The sequence below is a fragment of the Bordetella genomosp. 1 genome (assembly GCF_002261335.1).
Classification (GTDB): Bacteria; Pseudomonadota; Gammaproteobacteria; order Burkholderiales; family Burkholderiaceae_B; genus Bordetella.
Window position 1 is genome coordinate 338,771 of the sequence record NZ_NEVL01000003.1, and the last position, 19,277, is coordinate 358,047.

The window sequence follows — 19,277 nt, forward strand, 5'->3', positions numbered from 1 at the left end:
GCCACTTTTTTTTCAGTCGGCGGAGATCCAGGCCCAGTTGCCGGCCTGGCGCAGCCGCGCGCCGGCGCCTTCGACCAGCTGGCGCAACGCATCCGGCCGTTCGGCAGACACCACCGCCGAGACCCGCCGCGCGCCGGCCGCGTCGCTGATCCAGGCGCGCACGCCGGTGTAGCGCGCCAGCTCGGCCACGGCCTGCGCCAGCGTCACGTCGCGCAGCAGCAGTTGGCGCTGGGTCCAGCTCGACGCCTGGGCCGGGTCGAACGCGGCGACGGAGATGCCCGGCGGGCCGACCAGCGCGCGCTGCGCCTGACTGAGCTCCTGGGGCGGCGTGCCGGCCGCGCAGACCACGCAATCGATGCGCACGCGATGCTCCAGCACCGAGACCACGGTGGCGGCCGGGTTCAGCACGCTGACGTCGTAGCGGGTGCCCAGCGCGGTGGCGCGCGCCTGCGGCGTGCTGACCACGAAGGGGCGCGCCGGGTCGGGCGCGACGTCGAAGCGGGCGCGGCCGCGCACGAGAACGACCTCGCGCCGCGCGCCCTCGAAGCGGGTGCGGATGGCGGACTCGGCGTCCAGCAGCACGCGGCTGCCGTCGGCGAGCGTGAGGCTGCGGATCTCGCCGGTCGCGCTGGCCAGTTCGCCGGACGGCGCGGCCATCCAGAGCCAGCTGCCCAGGCCGGCGGCACAGGCCGCCAGCGTGAGGGCCGCGAGGGTGCGGTGGCGCTGCGCGCGCCGGCCCAGGCCGCGCTGCACATCGACGCGCAGCGCGTCGCCGTCGATGCCGTTCATCTGCCGCCACAGCGCGGCGGCCGCGTCATAACAGGCTGCGTGGCCGGGGTCGGCGCGATACCAGCGCTCGAAGCGGCCGTCGGGCACGTCTTCGCACGAGGCGCCGTTGCGGCGCACGACCCAGCGGGCCGCGGATGTCTCGACCGGATCCATCACAGCTCCAGGGTGGCCTGGCGGCACGCCAGCAGCACGCGCGTCATGTGCTTCTCGACGGTCTTGACGCTGACACCGAGCTGGCCCGCGATCTCGGCGTGACTCTGGCCGTCGATCTTGTGCAGCAGGAAAATCTGGCGCGTGCGCAGCGGCTGCGCCAGGATGGCCCGTTCGAGACGGGCGATCACCTGGCGCAGGGCCGCGACCTCGCAGGTGTCGGGGGCGCTCGCGTCGGGCAACTGGTGGCTGGCGTAGTGTTCGATGCGCCGCTGGTCGGCCGCCTGGCGCCGCTGCATGTCGACGGCGATGTTGGCCGCCACCTGGAAGACATAGGCGCGCAGGTTCTCCACCGGCGCCTTGAGCGTGCGGGCGGAGGCGAGCCTGAGCCAGGTTTCCTGGGCGCAGTCGTGCGCGCTGTCGCGCGCGCCGGTGCGGCGCGACAGAAAATCGACCAGTTCGCGGTAGTGGTCGACGACGGTGTCGGCCAGTTTCATGAGCGGCGGCGTAGCGGGAAGCGGAAAACGGCAAATTATAATGAGAAACGTTCTTGATGGAAGCCGGCGTCGCGCGCGCCGTGGCGCCGGCGCCAAAAGACACGGGCAGCTCTCTCGCGAAAGCCGCCCGTGGCGGGATGCAGCGCGGGCGTGCCCGCGGCGGCGATCAGTAGGTCTTCTTGGCGATCTCGTTGGACCAGCCGAGATCGAGCCACTTGGGATCGGTCGGGATGGCCTTGAGGTTGCCCAGGTCCACCTGGGTCTGCAGCGCATCGTTGAGCGATTGCGGCGGCAGCGCCACCGAGTCGGCGAACACGCCGTCGTTGATGAGGCGCAGCACCGAGGCGCGCACCACGGCGGGATCGAGGTTGGGGAACAGCTTCAGGCCGCTCTTGACCGCCGCTTCCGGATCCTTGTGGATCGCCTTCAGCGCGCGATCGATGCCGGAGACGAACTTGCGCGAGACGGCGGGCTCGATGTCCTGGCGGGTCGAGATGGCCGAGAACGTGTAGGGGCCGATCTCGCGCGAGAATGCCGACACCACCTTGAAGCCCTGGGCTTCGGCCTGCGAGGCGCCCGGTTCGTACAGCACGGCGCAATCGGCCTGGCCCGAGCTCAGCGGACCGACCTCGTTGCCGAGCGGCACTTCGAGCAGGTCCAGGTCTTTCTTGGGATCCAGGCCCGCGTTCTTCACCAGCTTGAGGAAGGCCGAGGTGCTGGTGGTCGGCATGGCGCCGGTCGAGATCTTCGCGCCCTTCAGGCTCTTGAAGCCGTCGAACGTGAAGGACGACTTGCAGGTGAGCCACACGCCGAGGCGGTTGAGCGTGCCGCCCACCACCTTGACCGGGGCGCCGCGGCCGAACGAAATCGCGGTCCATTCGGGGCCGTGCAGCGAGAAGTCGGCGCTCTTGGAGATCACGGCGGCCAGCGCGTTGGTCGACGAGGAGGCCACGTCGATCCGCACGTCCAGGCCTTCGTCCTTGAAGTAGCCGTGTTCCTCGGCGAAATACACCGGCAGGTAGAACACCGACTTGAAGGCGGCCGACACGACGGCCTTGTCATTGGCCCAGGCCGAAGCGCTGAGGAGGCAGGCCGCGGCGGCGGCCAGGCGCAGGGTGGTTTTGCGAGTCATGTGCGTCTATCAGAGTTTGAAGTTCGTGGCGTAGGTCTGGTCTTTCCAGCGCAGCAACCGCTTTTCCGCGACGTCCACGCCGGCGTAGAGCACGAAGCCCAGTGCCATCAACGAGAAGATTCCTACCCAGACCGTGTTCAGGTCATAGAGCGACGAGGCCACGAAGATCACGTGGCCGAGGCCGTACTTGGAGGAAATGAATTCGCCCACCACCGTGCCCACCAGGGCGAAGCCGATGTTGATGCGGAAGGTGCTGATGATGTAGGGCGTGGCCGACGGCACCACGACCTTGGTGAAGATCTGGCGCTTGGTCGCGCCCAGCGAGACCAGCATGCGCTGGATGTCGGGATCGGCGTCCTTGGCGGCCTGGAACGCGGCCAGCAGCGCCACGATCGCGGTGAGCGAGACCGACAGCGCGACCTTGGAGATCACGCCGGTGCCGAACCACAGGATCACGAGCGGCGCGAACGCGATCTTGGGCACGCTGTTGATCGCGACCAGGAACGGCTCCACCACCTTGGCGCCATAGGGCGAGTACCAGAGCGCGAGGCCGGGAATGGTGCCGATCACGGTGCCCACCACGAAGCCGGCGGCCGAGGCCCACAGCGTGTAGTTGGCATGCACCCAGAGCTCGCCCGAGACGATCAGGTTCCAGGCGGCCTGGGCGGTGCCGCTGGGCGAACCGAACAGGAAGGCGGAGACCGCGCCCTGGCGCACCGCGAACTCCCAGGCGGCGAAAAGCAGCACCACGATGAGGAGCTGCGCCAGCCACACGGGCGGCAGGCGCGGCGCGCGGGCGAGGGCGGGAACGGGAGCCGAATCCGCGGGCGCCGGGGCGGCCACGGTGGCGGAGGAGGAAGACTGGCTCATGCGTGGGCGGTCTGAATGTCGAGTTCCTGGCAGAGCAGGTCGAAATAGGCGGAGAAGCGGCTGTCGTGGCGCGCCTCCAGCGGCGAGCGCGTGTCGAGCGTGATGCGATGCTCGCTCTTGAGGCGGCCGGGGCGCGCGCTCAGGACGAAGATGCGTTCGGACAGCGCGATCGCCTCGTCGATGTCGTGCGTGACCAGGATCACGGTCTTGCCCTTCTGCGTGACCGTGTCGGCCAGCATGCCTTCGAGGAACAGGCGGGTCTGGTAGTCGAGCGCCGAGAACGGCTCGTCGAGCAGCAGGATGTCGGGATCGGGCAGCAGCGTGCGCGCGAGCGCGGCGCGCTGGCGCATGCCGCCCGACAGCGCCTTGGGATAGCTGTCCTGGAACGGCAGCAGGCCGAAGGTGTGCAGGTATTCGCGGGCCAGTTCGACCGACTCGGCGCGCGGCGTGCCGCGCAGCTCGAGGCCGACCAGCACGTTATCGAGCACCGTGCGCCAGGGCATGAGCAGGTCGCGCTGCAGCATGTAGCCGACGCGGCCGCGCAGATTGGTCTGCGGCTTGCCGTCGAGCAGGATCGTGCCGCTGTCGTGTTCGAGCAGGCCGGTCAGGATGTTGAACAGCGTCGACTTGCCGCAGCCCGACGGGCCGATGATGCTGACGAATTCGCCGGCGGCGGCATTGATGCTGATGTCGTCGAGCACGTTGACCGTGCCCTTCGGCGTATGGAACCGCTTGGAGAGGTTGCGGATCTCCAGCTTGGGCGTAGCGACGGACATGAACGGCCCGCTCAGTGTTCGCCGTGTTCGAGCTCGAACGCGACCACGTCCTCGGCGGCCACGTCCAGCGCTTCGTTGAAGCGCTTGAAGAAGCTGCACAGCGCGATGCGGATCGTCAGCTCCACGATCTGCTCTTCGCTGTAGAAGCGCTGCAGGCGGGCGTAGAAGGCATCGGTGACGCGGTTGGGCGTGAGCGTGACCAGCACGGCGTAGTCACGCACCACGAGGTCGTGTTCGTCGAGGCCGGGGACCTCGGGCTCGAGCAGGTGGTCGATGGCTTCCTGCGAGATGCCGTGCGAGGCCAGCTTGGGCGTGTGCAGCGCCACGCAGTAGTGGCAGGCATGGGCCTTGGAGGCCGTCAGCAGGGCGATCTCGAGGTGGCGCGGCGAGATCAGGCCGTCCTTGCGCGACTGCACCAGGTACGAGAACAGGTGCTTCAGTGCCGGCGGGCGCGGTGCGAACGCATTGAGCATGTTCGCGTACGGGCCGTATTCGGTCAGCAGGTTGTCGAGGAGGGAGGCAGTGGCGGGATCCAGCGTGGCGGGATCGATCGGAGCGAGGCGGGACAAGACGCGTTTCCAGCAAAGAGGTGACAGGCAGGCGCTCATCCTATGCCTGTCGCGCGCGGGAACGAACGACCGATCCCTTGTATCGATATGCGTTCTGGTGATTAAGCGGGGTCGAAACCCCCGATCCAAGCTTTATGCGGGGCGTGCACGCCGGCACGCCCCTGTTGCTTGCGCATGCAACGATCTGGCTCACTCGGCCCTGATGCCGCCGCGCTGGATCACCTCGGTCCATTTGGCCACGTCGGCGCGGATGCGCGCGGCGAACTCGGCCGGGGTGCTGCCCACGGGCTCGAAGCCGAGCCCCGCGAGCTTGTCGCGCAGGGCGCCACCCTTGACCGACCTGGCCAGGGTTTCGGAGAGCTGGTTGACGATGGCCTCGGGCACGGCGGCCGGGGCGATCAGGCCGAACAGCGGGGAGATGTCCACGCCCGGCAGGCCGGCCTCGGTGAAGGTCGGCACGTCGGGCAGCTGGGCGACGCGCTGTTTGCTGGTGACGGCCAGCGCGCGCAGTTTGCCGCCCTTGATGTGCTCGGCCATCGACGGCACGGTGGCGAACGCGAACTGCACCTGCCCGCCCAGGAGGTCGGTGAAGACCGTGCCGCCGCCACGGTAAGGCACGTGCAGCAGCTGCACGCCGCCCTGTTGGCGCAACTGCTCGCCGGCCAGGTGCGGGGCGCTGCCCACGCCGGCCGAGCCGAACGACAGGCTGCCGGGCTGGGCCTTGGCCAGGGCGAGGAATTCGGCCAGGTTCTGCGCCTTCACGGAGGGGTGCACCACCATCACGAAGGGCGCGGTGGCCATCAGCGAGATCGGCGCGAAATCTTTCAGCGCGTCATAGGGCAGGCGCGCGCCCAGCAGGCCGGGATTGATGGTGAAGCTCGAGTCGACGATGCCGACCGTGTAGCCATCGGGCGCGGCCGTGGCCACCGCGCGCGTGCCGATGGTGGTGCCGCCGCCGCCGCGATTCTCGATCACGAAGGGCTGGCCCAGGGCCTCGGCCCAGGCCTGTCCGGCCATGCGGCCCAGGGTGTCGGTGGCGGCGCCGGGCGGGTAGGGCACGTACAGGCGCACGGGCTTGTCCGGGTAGCCGGCGGCCAGCGCGCTGCCGGGCCAGGCCCAAGGGGCGGCCGCGGCCGCGAACAGGGCGCCGCTGCGGGTGAGGAATTGCCGACGGTTGGCGTGCATGGTGTCTTCTCCAGTGTTTTTATCGGATGGTTTTCTGCGGTGCGGTTAGTCGCGATAGCGGCCTTCGGCGAGCGCTGCCTCGGGATCCGCGCCCAGGCCGGGCGTGTCGGGCACTTGCAGCCTGCCGTTTTCGATCGGCACGCTGCGGCCGTACGGCACATGGGCCAGCGCCACGTAGAGGCGTTCGAGCGAGACCTCCCGGGCCTGCGCCGCGATCAGGTGCAGGCTGGCCAGGAAGCCGGGGCCGAAGAAGGCGACCTGCGGGGCGCAGACCACGGGCGTGCCCTCGCAACGGCGCGCCAGGTCCCAGGCGGCGGTCAGGCCCAGCTTGATGACGCTGGGCTGGATGTAGTCGACCGCCTGCGTGTCGATCATGCGCTGCAGCGCATAGGCGCAGCTCGCGTTCTCTCCCACCGCGAGCGCGATGCCGCACTGCGCTTTCAGGCGGGCCAGGGCCTGGTCGTCTTCCGGCGGCCACAGCGGTTCTTCGACCCAGAACGGATCGTGCGGCGCCATGGCCGCGATCTCGGCGCCGGCCTGGTCGGGCAGCCAGGCGCAGTTGGTGTCGACCATGATCGGCACGCCGGGGCCGGTGGCGCGGCGGGTCGCGGCCAGCGCGGCCGCGGTGCGCTCGTGCAGCTTGATCTCGGTGTAGCCCTCGCCGAGCGCCTGGGTGGTGACGGCGTCGAGCCGTTCCGCGCTGCCGTAGTACTGCAGCAGCGAGGCGTAGACGCGCACGCTGTCGCGCCGCTTGCCGCCCAGCAGGGCGTACAGCGGCACGCCGGCGCGCTTGGCGCGCAGGTCCCACAGCGCGATGTCCAGGCCCGCCAGCGCATGCACGACCGGCCCGGAGCGGCCGAGGTTGTGCAGGATGCGCTGCATGCCGGGCAGCAGCGACGCGTCGTCGCCGTCCTTGCCGCACGCGAGCGGCGCGATCAGGGTTTCGAAGATCGCGGGCAGGGCGCGCGGCTCCACGCAGTACGACTCGCCCCAGGCCACGGTGCCGTCTTCGGTCTGGACGCGCACCAGCGCGCTGTCGAGCTTGTCGCGCGGGCGGCCGGCGAACAGCGGCGGCGGATTCCAGTGATGGAACGGCAGGCGCATCGGGATGCAGGTGACGGAAGCGAGGGTGTTGGCGGCCATGCGAGCGGGGCGTGAGAGTGGAGTCGCTGCGATTGTGGCAACCGGCCCTTCATATGGTCAAATAGATAGATTGACTGATTCCATACGGATTTCATATGCTGAATCGACGCGAACTCACGCTGCTGCGCGCGATGTACCAGCACGGCACCGTCACCGCCGCCGCCAGCGCCATCGGCATGACGCAGCCGGCCGCCAGCGCCTTGCTGCGCGACCTGGACACCCGGCTCGGCTTCGCGCTGTTCAGCCGCGAACACCGGCGGCTCGCGCTCACGAGCCAGGGCCGCGCGCTGATCCCCGAGGTGTTGAACGCGCTGGCGGGCATGGAGTCGGTGGATCGTCTCGCCCACGACATCCGCCAGGGCGCGCAGGCGCGGCTGGCGGTCGGCGCGGTGGCGATCGCGGCGTCCAGCCTGTTGCCGCCGGCCCTTGCCGCCATGCGCCGGGCGCATCCGGCGGTGGCCGTCACGGTGCGCGCCGGCACCGCGCTGGAGCTGATCGAGATGGCGGCCGATCACCGCATCGACCTCGGCATCATGGTGGGCTCGCATCCGGAGACCGAGCGCGTGGCGAGCCAGCGGCTCGCGCCGCTTGCCCTGCACGCGGTCTATCGGCCCGACCACCCCTACGCACGCGTGGGGCGCCTGACGCTGGCGCGGGTGGCGGCCGACGGCCCCATCGTGCTGGCCACCGCCTTGCCGGCCGGCCGTGCGACCCGCCACGCGCTGGAGGCGCGCAAGCTGCCGTATCACCCCCTGATCGAGGTCGCGCAGTCGTCGGCGGCCTGCGCGCTCGCGGCCGAAGGCCTGGGGGTGGCGATCGTGGAGAGCCTGGGCGCGCGCTACGCCGAGCGGCTCGGGCTGGCCACCCGCCATCTGCTCGCGCTCGACGACCCGGCGCTCACGCTGGTCTGGCCGCGCGACCGCGCCATGAGCGAGGCGGCCGAGGCCCTGCGCGCGGGGCTGGTGGCTGCGGCGCAGGTGCGCTGAGTCGCGACCCCGGGTGCGCGCGGCGCCGCCGGGTCGGCCGCGCGCGCGGCGGCGGTTCAGCCCGGCGGCAGGCGCCGCGACGGGTCGTCTTCGGGGGCGACGATGTGGGGCGATTGGTCGGGCCAGGCGATGCGGGCCGCGTCGCGCGCCGCTTCGGCGGTGGGGTAGCGGCCGCGATCCTCCTGCACGCCCAGGGTGGCGATGCTGCGAAACGACCACTGGCCGTCGGTATGCTGGAAGACTTCGACGATCATCTGGGCTCCTCTCGACGGGCGGGTATGGAATTTGCTGCGCGATCGGGTCGGGCGGGACATGGCGGCTCGCCCGCAACGCGTTGCAGGAGACATCATGGCATCCACACGAACGATCTGGAAAGGGGCGATTTCCTTCGGCCTGGTGCACATCCCGGTGGGGCTGCACACGGCCACCACCGAATCGGGTGTCGACTTCGACTGGCTCGACAAGCGCACCATGGATCCGGTGGGATACAAGCGCGTGAACAAGCGCACCGGGCGCGAGATCGACCGCGAGAACATCGTCAAGGGCGTGGAATACGCCGATGGCAAGTACGTGGTGATCTCGCCGGATGAGATCGCCCAGGCCTATCCGCGCACCACCCAGACCATCGAGATCGACCGATTCGTCGACGCGTCCGAGGTGCCGTTCCTGTATCTCGAGCGGCCCTACTATCTGGCGCCGATCAACAAAGGGCAGAAGGTGTATGCGCTGCTGCGCGACACCCTGGTCAAGACCGGCAAGATCGGCATCGCGCGCGTGGTGATCCAGACCAAGCAGCATCTCGCGGCCCTGATCCCGTCGGGCGACGGCCTCGTGCTGGACCTGATGCGCTGGGGCGACGAGGTCAAGGACATGGGCGAGCTCGACCTGCCCACCGGCAAGACCAGCGCGCCCAGCGCCAGCGAGATCAAGATGGCGAAGATGCTGGTCGAGGACATGAGCGCGCCGTGGAATCCCGACGACTTCAAGGATGAGTTCAAGGACGCCATCATGGGCCTGGTCGAGAAGAAGGCCAAGGCCGGCAAGGCCAAGACGGTGTGGGAGCCCGAGGAAGAGGCGCCGAGCCAGGGCGACAACGTGATCGACCTGACGGAGCTGCTGCAGCGCAGCCTCAAGGGCCGCGGCGGCGCGTCCAAGGGCAGCAGCAACGGTGCGGCCGACAAGGCGGACGGCGCGGCCGGCAAGAGCAGTGCGCCCAAGACGCCCGCGAAGTCGGCCAAGCGCGCCGCCAAGACCACCAAGACGACCAAAACGACCAAAACGACCAAGACCGCGGCCAAGCGCGCCTCCCGCAGCGGGGCTGACGCGCGTTCGCGCAAGGCGGCCTGACCATGGCCGACTCGCTCAAGACCTACCGGCAGAAGCGTAATTTCTCCGTGACCTCGGAGCCCGAATCGGGTGGCGAGGAAAATCCCGAGGCGCTCGCGTTCGTGGTGCAGAAGCACTGGGCGAGCCGGCTGCATTACGACTTCCGGCTCGAGCTCGACGGCGCCATGAAAAGCTGGGCGGTGCCCAAGGGCCCGTCGTTCGATCCCACGGTCAAGCGCATGGCGGTGCAGGTGGAAGACCATCCGATCGCGTACAACCAGTTCGAGGGCGAGATCCCCGCCGGGCAGTACGGCGCGGGCAAGGTCATCATCTGGGACGAGGGCCACTGGACGCCGCTGACGGACCCGCGCAAAGGGTATCGCGACGGCCACCTGAAGTTCGAGCTGCACGGCGCCAAGCTGCGCGGCCGCTGGGCGCTGGTGCGCATGAAGGGCCGCGGCGAGAAGCAGCAGCCCTGGCTGCTCATCAAGGAGAAAGACGCCGAGGCGCGCGCCGAGGCCGATTTCAGCGTGGTGGACGAGGCGCCGGACAGCGTGGTGCCCTTGCGCAGCCAGGCGGCGAAGAAGGCGCCGGCCCGGGGCCGCGCGCGCGCCACCCGCGCGATGGCGCCGCCCGCCGACGAGACCCCGGCGCTGCCAGGCGAGGCCGCGCCGCTGCCCGCGCGCTTCTCGCCCCAGCTCGCGACGCTGGTCGAGCGCGCGCCGCACGACAGCGAAGACTGGGTCTACGAGCTCAAGTTCGACGGCTACCGGATCCTGGCGCGGCTGGAGGAGGGGCGCGCCACGCTCTACACCCGCAACGGCCACGACTGGACGGCGCGCATGCCGCAGCTCGCGCGCGCGCTGGAATCGTTGCGCGTGAAGGATGCGTGGTTCGATGGCGAAATCGTGGTGCTCGCCGACGATGGCAATCCGAGCTTCCAGCTGCTGCAGAACGCCTTCGACCAGGAACGCGCCGAGCGGATCCTCTTCTACGTCTTCGACCTGCCTTATGTCACGGGGCGCGACCTGCGCTCGGCCCCGCTTAGCGTGCGGCGCCAGGTGCTCGAGACGGTGCTGCACGACGCCGAGGACCCCGTGCGTTTCTCGGCCAGCTTCGACAAGCCGGCGGCCGACCTGGTGGCCTCGGCCTGCCGCATGGGACTCGAGGGCATCATCGGCAAGCGCCGCGATGCCCCGTATGTGTCACGCCGCAGCGACAGCTGGATCAAGCTGAAGTGCGCGCGGCGCCAGGAGTTCGTGATCGTGGGCTATACCGAGCCGCAGGGCAGCCGCGTCGGCCTGGGCTCGCTGCTGCTGGCGGTGCATGACGACAAGGGTGAACTGCGCTACGCCGGCAATGTGGGCACGGGCTTCGACGATGCCTTGCTCGCCGAGCTCACGCGCAAGCTGGACAAGCTCAGGCGCGACGACAGCCCGCTCGCCGCGGGCCAGAAGGTCGGTCGCAAGGCGCATTGGGTCGAACCGAAACTGGTGGCCGAGGTGTCGTTCGGCGAATGGACCGGCGCGGGCCACGTGCGCCATTCCGTGTTCCGCGGCCTGCGCGAGGACAAGCCGGCACGCGCCATCGTGCGCGAGGAGCCCGAGCGCGGCGCGGGCGGTGCCGAACGCGGCGCCGACGACGGCAGCGCGGGCCGGCGGGCGGAGCACGCGGCGCCGGCTCGCAAGGGCCGCCAGGGCAAGGCGGGAAAAGCCGATGCCGGCAAGGCCGAGGCCGGTGCGCAGCCCGCGCGGGCGGCGGGCGGCGCGGCCGCCAGCCGGGTCAAGCCGGGCCGCCTGACGCACCCGGAGCGCGTCATCGACACCGAGTCCGGCGCGACCAAGCTCGACCTGGCGCGCTACTACGCGCTGGTGGCGCCGCTCATGCTGCCGCACCTGGCGGGGCGGCCGGTCGCGTTCCTGCGCGCGCCGCAGGGCGTGGGCAAGCAGATGTTCTTCCAGAAACACCTCGAGCATGCGATGCCCGGCGTGGTGACGCTGCCCAAACTCGACCCGGGCCACCCGCCACTGCTGGAGGTGGCCAGCGCCGAGGCGCTGATGTCGGCGGTGCAGATGAACGTGGTGGAATTCCACACCTGGAACGCGCACAAGGATGCCATCGAGAAGCCCGACCGCATCGTGTTCGACCTGGATCCGGGCGAAGGCGTGACGTGGCCGACGGTGGTCGAGGGCGCGCAGCTGCTGCGGGTGCTGCTCACCGAGCTGGGCCTGGCCTCGTGGCTCAAGACCAGCGGGGGCAAGGGCTTGCACGTGGTCGTGCCGCTGCGCCGGCAGCTCGACTGGGATACGGTCAAGGGCGGCGCGCAGGCCATCGTGCGGCACCTCGCTGCCACGCTGCCCGATCGCTTCGTGGCCAAGAGCGGCCCGCGCAATCGTGTGGGCAAGATCTTCGTCGACTATCTGCGCAATGGCCGCGGCGCGACCACCGTGGCGGCCTGGTCGGCGCGGGCGCGCCCCGGACTGGGCGTCTCGGTGCCGCTGGCGTGGGACGAGCTCGACCGGGTCAAGCGCGGCGACCAGTGGAACGTGCGCAACATCCACGAGCGCCTGGACGTGGGCGACGCGCCCTGGGACGACTACGCGCCGCAGCCGCTGGCGCAGGCGCTCAAGACCCTGGGATGAGCGCCGGGCCCGCTCGCTGCCGGGCCCGGTTTCAGCGCCCGCCGATCACGCCGGCCGTGGCCAGCACGCGCGCCAGGTCGTCCGCCGCGCAGGGCTTGTGCAGCCGGCTCGCGCCGGCCAGCGTGTGACGCTCCCCCAGCTCCTTGCTCACGTCACGGCCGGACGCGCGCCGCGGGCGGCGGGGCGGGCGTCGAGTACGGCGCGCACGCGCTTGGCCAGCGTCGCGGCGGTGTACGGCTTGGACAGCAGCTGCACGCCCTCGTCGAGCCGGCCGTCGTGCACGATGGCGTCGTCGGCATAGCCTGAGGTGAACAGCACCGCCAGGCGCGGCAGCCGTGCGCAGGCGAGCCGGGCGAGCTCGGGGCTGCGCATCGGGCCCGGCATCACGACATCGGTGAACAGCAGGTCGACCTCGGCGCCGTCCTCGATCAGGCGGAAGGCGGCGTGGGCGTCGCGCGCCGCCAGCATGCGATAACCCAGGCCGCCCAACAGCTCGACCACGGTCGCGCGTACGTCATCGTCATCTTCCACCACCAGCACCGTCTCCTGCCCGCGCGGCGATTCCTCCACCAGGGGCGCGGCCACCTCGGGCTCGGGCTGGGCCACGCACGGCAGGTAGAGCCGTACGGTGGTGCCGCGGCCGGGCTCGCTCTCGATCGAAACGTGGCCGCCCGACTGGCGCACGAAGCCGTAGACCATGCTCAGGCCCAGCCCCGTGCCCTGGCCCTCGGGCTTGGTGGTGAAGAAGGGCTCGAACACGCGCTGGCGGGTCTGCTCGTCCATGCCACAGCCCGTGTCGCTGACGGAGAGCATCACATAGCGGCCGGGCTGGACGTCGGGATCGTGGCGCAGCTGCTGCGCATCGAGTTCGGTGTTGGCGGCGGCCAGCGTGAGGCGGCCGTGACCCTGCATGGCATCGCGTGCGTTGATGGCCAGGTTGAGCAGGGCGTTTTCCATCTGGTTCGGGTCGACCAGCGCATGGCCCAGGGTGCCCGGCACGATGGTGGCCAGCTCCACGCCTTCGCCCACCGCGCGCCGCAGCATCTCGTCGAAATCGCGCAGGAAACGGCCCAGATGCAGGGTCTTGGGCGCGAGCGGCTGGCGCCGGCCGAAGGCCAGCAGCTGGGCCGCCAGGCGCGAGCCGCGGTCGACGCCGGCCAGGGCGCGCTGCAGGCGCTGGCGCGCGCGGTCCGGGTCGGCCAGGTCGCGCTCCATCAATTGCAGATTGCCGCTGATCACCTGCAGCAGGTTGTTGAAGTCGTGGGCGACGCCGCCGGTGAGCTGGCCCACGGCCTCCATCTTCTGCGACATGCGCAACGCCTCTTCGGCCTGCTGCAACGCCGCGGCCTGGGCCTTGTCGGCCGTGATGTCGCGCCCCACGCCGTGAATGCAGTCGGAGGCCGGATCATGCGACCAGGTCCAGGCCACCCAGCGCCACTGCGCGTCGGCCGTGCGCAGGCGGTGCTCGCCGCGCTGGCTGCCGGCGCCGGCGCGCAACCGGGCAAACATCTCCTGCGCCGCTGCCACGTCGTCGGGATGGATGAGGGTGCAATAGGACTGGTGCAACAGGGCCGGCTCGGCGTGCCCGAGGCGGCGCGTCCATGACGGACTCAGACGTTGCAGCCGGCCGTCGCCATCGGCCATCAGCAGCAGGTCTTCGCTGTAGGTCCAGAGCCGTTCGCGGTCGGACACGGCGTCGTTGACGCGCCGTTCGAGACTGTCGTTCAGCTCGCGCAGCGCGGCCTGGGCCTGGCCGCGTTCGGCGATCTCGCGCTGCGCCGCCTGGAACAAGGTGGCGTTGTCGATGGCGAGCGCGGCCTGCGCCACGATGCCGATCGTCAGCCGCTCCGCGCGGTCGTCAAACACGCGCGGCTCGGGATGCACGAGATAGAGGTGGCCGAGCAACACACCATCGCGGCCGCGCACCGGCGCCGAGAGGTAGCTGCGCGCGGGCGCATGGCCCAGGCCGGGCAGGATGAGGCCCTGGCTGCGCAGATCGTCCTGCCGCAGCACGCCCACGCCGGTCGGCCAGGCGGCGATGCGACGCAGGTCACCCGCGGTCAGCGGTGCGGTATCGCCGGCCACGGCCACGCGCGGCCCGGCCATCGGTCCGCCGGCCGGATCGGCCGGATAGGTGAGCAGCGCGAGCGCCGCGCCGGTCAGGTCGCTGGCGGCGCGCACCACCGCCTGCACGGCCTGCGTCATGTCGAGTTCGGCCGCGACCACGGCGCCCACGTGATTCAGGATCTCCAGCGTGCGCGCCTCTTCGGCGAGGCGGCGCGCGGTCTCCTGGCGCAGCTGGTTCAGGCGCAGGTTGCCGCTCACCCGCGCCAGCAGCTCGCGGGCGGAGAACGGCTTGGTCAGGTAATCGTCGGCACCCGCGCCCAGGCCTTCGACCGAGGCCTCCTCGCCGGCGCGCGCCGATACCAGCAGCACCGGCACGGTGCTCAAGCCCGGATCGGCGCGCAGCGCGGCCAGCAGGCCGAAGCCGTCGAGGTGGGGCATCATCACGTCGGACAGCACCAGGTCGGGCCGGCGCGCACGCGCGCGCAGCAGGGCGTCGCGGCCGTCGGCGGCGCTGTCGACCTGATAGCCCGCCGCCGCCAGGATGCGGCCGATGTAGGCCCGCATGTCGTCGTTGTCGTCCACCACGAGCACGCGGCCGCTCTGCGGATGCTGCGGCGTTTCGATCGGCAGGGTCAGCTGCGGCGTGTCGGCGCCGTCGAGATAGGCCCGGGCCAGCGCGGGCGAGGTGAGGGCGGCCTGGCGCTGCGCCGTTTCGAGCGACGGCCCCAGCGGCAGCCGCAGGATGAAGACGGTGCCGCGGTTGGCCTCGCTCTCGACGCGGACGGTGCCGCCCTGCAGCTGCACGAATTCCTGCACCAACGCCAGTCCGATGCCGCTGCCTTCGATGCTGCGGCCGGCGACACCGGCCACCTGGTGGAAGCGATCGAAGATGCGCGGCAGGTCGTCGGCGCCGATGCCCACGCCGCTGTCCGCGATGCGCACCTCCGCATGGCCGTCGGGGGTTTCGCGCACGCTCACGTGCACGCCGCCCTCATAGGTGAACTTGTAGGCGTTCGACATGAGGTTGAGCACGATCTTCTCCCACATGTCGCGGTCGAGCATGACGGCGCGCGTGGGCGTGGGGCAATCGATGTCCAGCGTCAGGCCGGCGCGCTCGAGCGTCGAGCGGAACAGCGAGGCCAGATCGGCCGTGAGGGCGGCGATGTCGGTGGGGTGCGGGTCCACCCGGACCCGGCCCGCCTCCAGCCGCGAGAAGTCGAGCAGCGTGTTGACGAGCTTGAGCAGGCGCAGCCCGTTGCGCTGGGCCAGCTCCAGCGCGGCCTGCTGGTCGGCGGCCAGCCCGGCCGACTGCAACAGGTCTTCGAGCGGGGCCAGCATGAGCGTGAGCGGGGTGCGGAACTCGTGGCTGATGTTGGAGAAGAAGGCCGTCTTGGCGCTGTCGATCTCGGCCAGGGCCTGGGCGCGGCGGCGCTCCTGTTCGTAGGCGCGGGCGTAGCGCAGCGACGCGCCGATCTGCGTCGCCGCGAGCTCGAGAAACTCCTGGTAGTCGGCGCCATACAGCCGCAGCGGATTGAGCCCGACGACCAGCACGCAGGCCGGCTCGCCCTCGCTGGAGGGCGCGATCGGCACCAGCGCGGCGCGGGTGGCGGGGCGCTGCCACACGTTTGGCGGCAAGGCGCCGCCGAAACGCGCGGCGAGATCGTCCAGCAGCAGCGGGACGCCGGCGCGCAGGGCCTCGGCGCAGGGCCATACGGCGCCGTCGAGCGGCAGTCGGCGCGGTGCCACCGCATCGTCCGGCGCCGCGCCGCACACGCCCACCAGCTCGGCCTCGCGGGCATCGGGCTCGATGGCGTACACCAGGCCGAACACCACGTCCTGCGGATCGGCGGCCAGCGCGCGGGCGCTCAGGGCGCAGGCTTCGCGCCAGTCGGCCGCCTGCGGCATCGCGGCGGCCAGCTCGCGCAGGGCCTTGAGCTGGCGGTCCGCGATCACGCGCTGGGTCTCGTCGCTGTTGGCGCAGATGATGCCGCCGACGCTGCCGTCGTCGTTGGGCAGCGGCGTGTAGGAGAAGGTGTAGTAGGTTTCCTCGGGGTAGCCGTTGCGCTCCATGATGAGGAGCATCTGCTCCTCGTAGGTGCCCTCGGTGCGGGTGACGGCGCGGTGCAGCAGGGTCTGCACGTAGTCCCAGATCTCGTGCCAGACCTCGTGCGTCGGGCGGCCGATGGCCTGCGGATGGCGCCCGCCGATGATGGGCAGGTAGGCGTCGTTGTAGAGCACGCGGAATTGCGGGCCCCAGCCGATCCAGATCGGCTGGCGCGAACTCAGCATGATGCGGATGGCGGTCTTCAGGCTCTGCGGCCAGCCTGCGGGGTCGCCCAGCTCGGTGGCGGCCCAGTCGAACGCACGCATCACCGCACCCGTTTCGCCGCCTCCCGCAAGAAACGCGGCGGGATCGGCATTGGGTACGGAGGCGCTGAGGCAGGCGGACGCCGGTTGTTCCATGGGCGAGTGCAGGACGGCATGCAAGGCGCCGCCTCGAAGGGCTGAAGGTGTGTCTATTACATCCGAGCCGGGACTTTTTGGGGTCGGAGTCAATGAAACGATTCTTGACATTAGGCGTCCATGAATGACGGTTGCGCGCGCAAGCGTCTAGTCCTCGACGAGGGTGTACAGGAAGGCGGCCATATCGCGCGCATCCTGCTCCGAGACGTGCAGGTCGGGCATCGCACTGCCGGGCGCATGGCGCTGCGGCTCGCGCAGCCACGCGGCCAGGTTTTCGGCCGTATTGGGCAGGCGGCCGGCCAGGAAGCCGCGAGTGGCCAGACCGCCCAGCGGGGGGCCGACCTGATTGCGGGCGCCCGTCACGCCGGGAATGGTGTGGCAGGTGGCGCACAGGTATTGCTGCATGGCGGCGCGCCCGGCGCGCGGGTCGGCTGCACGCGGCGCCGCGGCAGCAGCCGTTGCGGGCGCAACCGGGCGGGGCGGCGAGGGCGGCCGAGCTTGCCAGTCGGCCGGCGCGATCTCCGGCATTACCGCCAGAAACGCCACCACGTCCCAGATCTCTTCGTCGGCCAGCCGGTATTGCCAGGCGGGCATGCCGGTCATCTTGATGCCGTGGCGGACGATCCAGAAGAGTTCGGCGGCCGACCAGTGCCGGCGGCTTTCCACCAACGGTGGCGGCGCCGGGTTCAGGCCCAGCGCAAAAGGCTGCGGCGCCTCGCCCGGCGCGCCGTGGCACTGCACGCAATGCTGGCGGTAGATCGCTTCGCCGCGCGTGGCGCGGGCGGCGTCGAGCGCGGGCGCGGCGATGTCGGCGGCGCGCACGCGCACCGCGCGTTCCAGCGCGAGCTCCAGCGTGCGATGCACGGGGGCGGTGTGCGGACGGGTGGCGCTGATGTCGTAGACGCCGGCGTAGACGAGGAGGGCGGTGGCCACGGCGGCGAGCAGGCCCGCGCACGCCAGCGTGGCGATCACGATGCGCAGGCGCTTGCCGGAGGCGGCTGGCGTCATGGCTGCGCCAACAGGTAGGCCGCGATGTCGCGCGCCTGTTGCGGCGTGAGGCCGACGGCCGGCATGGCCGTGGCGGCGTCATGCGCGCGCGGATCGGCCAGCCAGCGCACCAGGTTCTCCGGGGTGTTGGGCAGCACGCCGCCCAGGTACACCCGGCGATGGAGGTCGTGCAGCGGCGGGCCGACCTGCGCCCGCGCCGAGCGCACGCCCGGCACGCTGTGACAGGCCGCGCAGCCGGCCTGGGCCACCCATTGCCTGCCACGTTCGACGTCGGCGCCGGGCAGGGCCGACGCGTCGGGATAGGGCGCGAGCGGCGCCGGGGCGGGGCCGCAACCGCCCAGCATCAGGATGAATGCGCCGGCCCAGTGGCGGGGCGAAAGGCGCGGGGTCGCCAGACGACTGGCCGCGCCGCGGGGTGCCGCCCAGCGGGGTGCCGCCCACCGGAATGCCGCCCAGCGCGGTGCCGCCCTTCGGTCGGGCGGGCACGAGTCGCATGGGCGGGTAGGGCGTCGGGCCACGGCGTGTCCTGTTCTGCTTGAGGGGGCGGACCTCGCGCCGGGCTGGTACGCCACGTGCTGAGGTAACGCCAGGCTGGCCTGCGTGCCAGCAAGTCCCATGCCGACAGGACCGCCCTTGCCCCGCTCCCGATTGCGCCGCGATGCCATGTTTGCCGCGCTGCCCGCACCCGCCTGGGGCGGGCCGGCCGCCGTGCTGGATCCGCGCGGTGACGTGGCGGCGCGCGCGGCCGAGCTCACCTGGCTGCTGACCTGGGGCGCGCTCGTCATCTTCGTGATCACGCTGGGCTTGCTGGCCGTGGCGCTGTGGGGCCCGGCGCGGCTGCGGCGCGGCCTCGGGCGCCGCACCCTGGTGATGGCGGGTGGGGTCGTGTTCCCGGTGACCGTGCTCACCGCCTTGCTCGCCTACACGCTGGGCCCGGGCTGGCGCGGCGGCGGCGCCGAGGCGCGCGTGCACATCGAGGTGACCGGCGAGATGTGGTGGTGGCGGGTGCGCTATACCGACGCCACCGGCCGGCTGCTGTTCGAAACGGCCAACGACATCCGCATCCCGGTGGGGCAGCCGGTGCGCTTCACGCTGCGCAGTGCCGACGTGATCCACAGCTTCTGGGTGCCGCAGCTGGCCGGCAAGCTCGACATGGTGCCGGGGCGAGCCACCACGCTGCACCTGCGGGCCGAGGCGGCGGGCACCTATGCCGGCGTCTGTGCGGAGTTCTGCGGCGCGCAGCACGCGCGCATGCGCTTCTCGGTGGCGGCGCTCCCGCCCGACGACTATGCGGCGTGGGCGCTCGGCCAGGCCGCGCCAGCGCGCGCGCCGTCGACCGCGCGGCTGCGTGCCGGCCAGGCGCTGTTCGAGCGCCACTGCATGGCGTGTCACGCCATCCGTGGCGCACGCAGTGACGGACGCAGTGCCGCCGCCGCGGGCGTCCTCGACGGGCCGGATCTCACGCACGTGGCGAGCCGGCCGACGCTGGGCGCCGGCCTCCTGCCCAACAACATCGGCACGCTGGCAGGCTGGATCGCCGCGAGCCAGCAACTCAAACCGGGCAATCGCATGCCATCCTTCGACCGGCTCGACAGCGACGCGCTGCTCGCGCTGGCGGCCTACCTGGACAGCCTCGAATGACACCCTCCGACGCCGCGACGTCACCCATCGCGG

At 71.1% G+C, this 19,277-nt stretch carries 16 protein-coding genes; 4 read left to right on the top strand and 12 right to left on the bottom strand.

Going from position 1 to position 19,277, the window contains the following annotated elements:
- Nucleotides 1-12: 12 nt before the first annotated feature.
- From CEG14_RS10015 to CEG14_RS10050, 8 genes are all read right to left on the bottom strand, one after another.
- Nucleotides 13-942, bottom strand: coding sequence for a FecR family protein (locus tag CEG14_RS10015; RefSeq protein ID WP_094826230.1), 930 nt, complete (start codon nt 940-942; stop codon nt 13-15).
- Complete coding sequence (locus CEG14_RS10020) at nt 942-1,436, bottom strand: RNA polymerase sigma factor (protein WP_094826231.1); 495 nt, start codon at nt 1,434-1,436, stop codon at nt 942-944. Before CEG14_RS10020 ends, CEG14_RS10015 begins: the two co-directional genes overlap by 1 nt.
- Before the next feature lie 166 nt (nt 1,437-1,602).
- A complete protein-coding gene (locus CEG14_RS10025) occupies nt 1,603-2,568 on the bottom strand; it encodes an ABC transporter substrate-binding protein (RefSeq protein ID WP_094826232.1) in 966 nt (321 codons plus the stop codon).
- Between the two features lie 9 nt (nt 2,569-2,577).
- Nucleotides 2,578-3,438 carry an ABC transporter permease gene (locus tag CEG14_RS10030; protein ID WP_094826233.1) on the bottom strand — a complete coding sequence of 287 codons (861 nt, stop codon included), beginning with the start codon at nt 3,436-3,438 and terminating at the stop codon, nt 2,578-2,580.
- Nucleotides 3,435-4,214, bottom strand: a complete 780-nt coding sequence (locus CEG14_RS10035; protein ID WP_094826234.1) for an ABC transporter ATP-binding protein — start codon at nt 4,212-4,214, stop codon at nt 3,435-3,437. The genes CEG14_RS10030 and CEG14_RS10035 overlap by 4 nt, the downstream gene beginning before the upstream one ends.
- 11 nt (nt 4,215-4,225) lie before the next feature.
- Nucleotides 4,226-4,783: a carboxymuconolactone decarboxylase family protein gene (locus CEG14_RS10040; protein WP_094826235.1), complete on the bottom strand. Its 558-nt coding sequence runs from the start codon at nt 4,781-4,783 to the stop codon at nt 4,226-4,228.
- Between the two features lie 189 nt (nt 4,784-4,972).
- On the bottom strand, nt 4,973-5,968 hold the full coding sequence (locus CEG14_RS10045) for a Bug family tripartite tricarboxylate transporter substrate binding protein (RefSeq protein WP_094826236.1): 996 nt from the start codon (nt 5,966-5,968) through the stop codon (nt 4,973-4,975).
- A 45-nt stretch (nt 5,969-6,013) separates the two neighbouring features.
- Entirely contained in the window at nt 6,014-7,111 is a 1,098-nt protein-coding gene (locus CEG14_RS10050; RefSeq protein WP_094826237.1) for a mandelate racemase/muconate lactonizing enzyme family protein, read from the bottom strand.
- A 95-nt stretch (nt 7,112-7,206) separates the two neighbouring features.
- Between CEG14_RS10050 and CEG14_RS10055 the strand changes: the two genes are divergently transcribed.
- Nucleotides 7,207-8,097, top strand: coding sequence for a LysR family transcriptional regulator (locus CEG14_RS10055; protein ID WP_094826238.1), 891 nt, complete (start codon nt 7,207-7,209; stop codon nt 8,095-8,097).
- Between the two features lie 56 nt (nt 8,098-8,153).
- Here the strand turns inward: CEG14_RS10055 and CEG14_RS10060 are convergent, their stop codons facing one another.
- Entirely contained in the window at nt 8,154-8,351 is a 198-nt protein-coding gene (locus CEG14_RS10060) for a hypothetical protein (RefSeq protein WP_094826239.1), read from the bottom strand.
- A gap of 94 nt (nt 8,352-8,445) precedes the next feature.
- Here CEG14_RS10060 and ku point away from each other — a divergent pair, with 94 nt between their 5' ends.
- The gene (ku, locus tag CEG14_RS10065) at nt 8,446-9,444 is read left to right on the top strand and encodes a non-homologous end joining protein Ku (RefSeq protein ID WP_094826240.1); all 999 of its coding nucleotides are present in this window, start codon (nt 8,446-8,448) and stop codon (nt 9,442-9,444) included.
- A 2-nt stretch (nt 9,445-9,446) separates the two neighbouring features.
- Nucleotides 9,447-12,065: a DNA ligase D gene (gene ligD, locus CEG14_RS10070; protein WP_094826241.1), complete on the top strand. Its 2,619-nt coding sequence runs from the start codon at nt 9,447-9,449 to the stop codon at nt 12,063-12,065.
- A 147-nt stretch (nt 12,066-12,212) separates the two neighbouring features.
- On the opposite strand, the gene CEG14_RS26590 is transcribed toward ligD, so the two are convergent.
- From CEG14_RS26590 to CEG14_RS10090, 3 genes are all read right to left on the bottom strand, one after another.
- Nucleotides 12,213-16,595, bottom strand: a complete 4,383-nt coding sequence (locus CEG14_RS26590) for an ATP-binding protein (RefSeq protein ID WP_256985628.1) — start codon at nt 16,593-16,595, stop codon at nt 12,213-12,215.
- Nucleotides 16,596-16,742: 147 nt separating this feature from the next.
- On the bottom strand, nt 16,743-17,603 hold the full coding sequence (locus CEG14_RS10085; RefSeq protein ID WP_094826242.1) for a c-type cytochrome: 861 nt from the start codon (nt 17,601-17,603) through the stop codon (nt 16,743-16,745).
- Nucleotides 17,600-17,947, bottom strand: a complete 348-nt coding sequence (locus CEG14_RS10090; protein ID WP_094826243.1) for a c-type cytochrome — start codon at nt 17,945-17,947, stop codon at nt 17,600-17,602. Before CEG14_RS10090 ends, CEG14_RS10085 begins: the two co-directional genes overlap by 4 nt.
- 289 nt (nt 17,948-18,236) lie before the next feature.
- Here CEG14_RS10090 and coxB point away from each other — a divergent pair, with 289 nt between their 5' ends.
- A complete protein-coding gene (gene coxB / locus CEG14_RS10095; RefSeq protein ID WP_256985629.1) occupies nt 18,237-19,244 on the top strand; it encodes a cytochrome c oxidase subunit II in 1,008 nt (335 codons plus the stop codon).
- Nucleotides 19,245-19,277 lie beyond the last annotated feature (33 nt).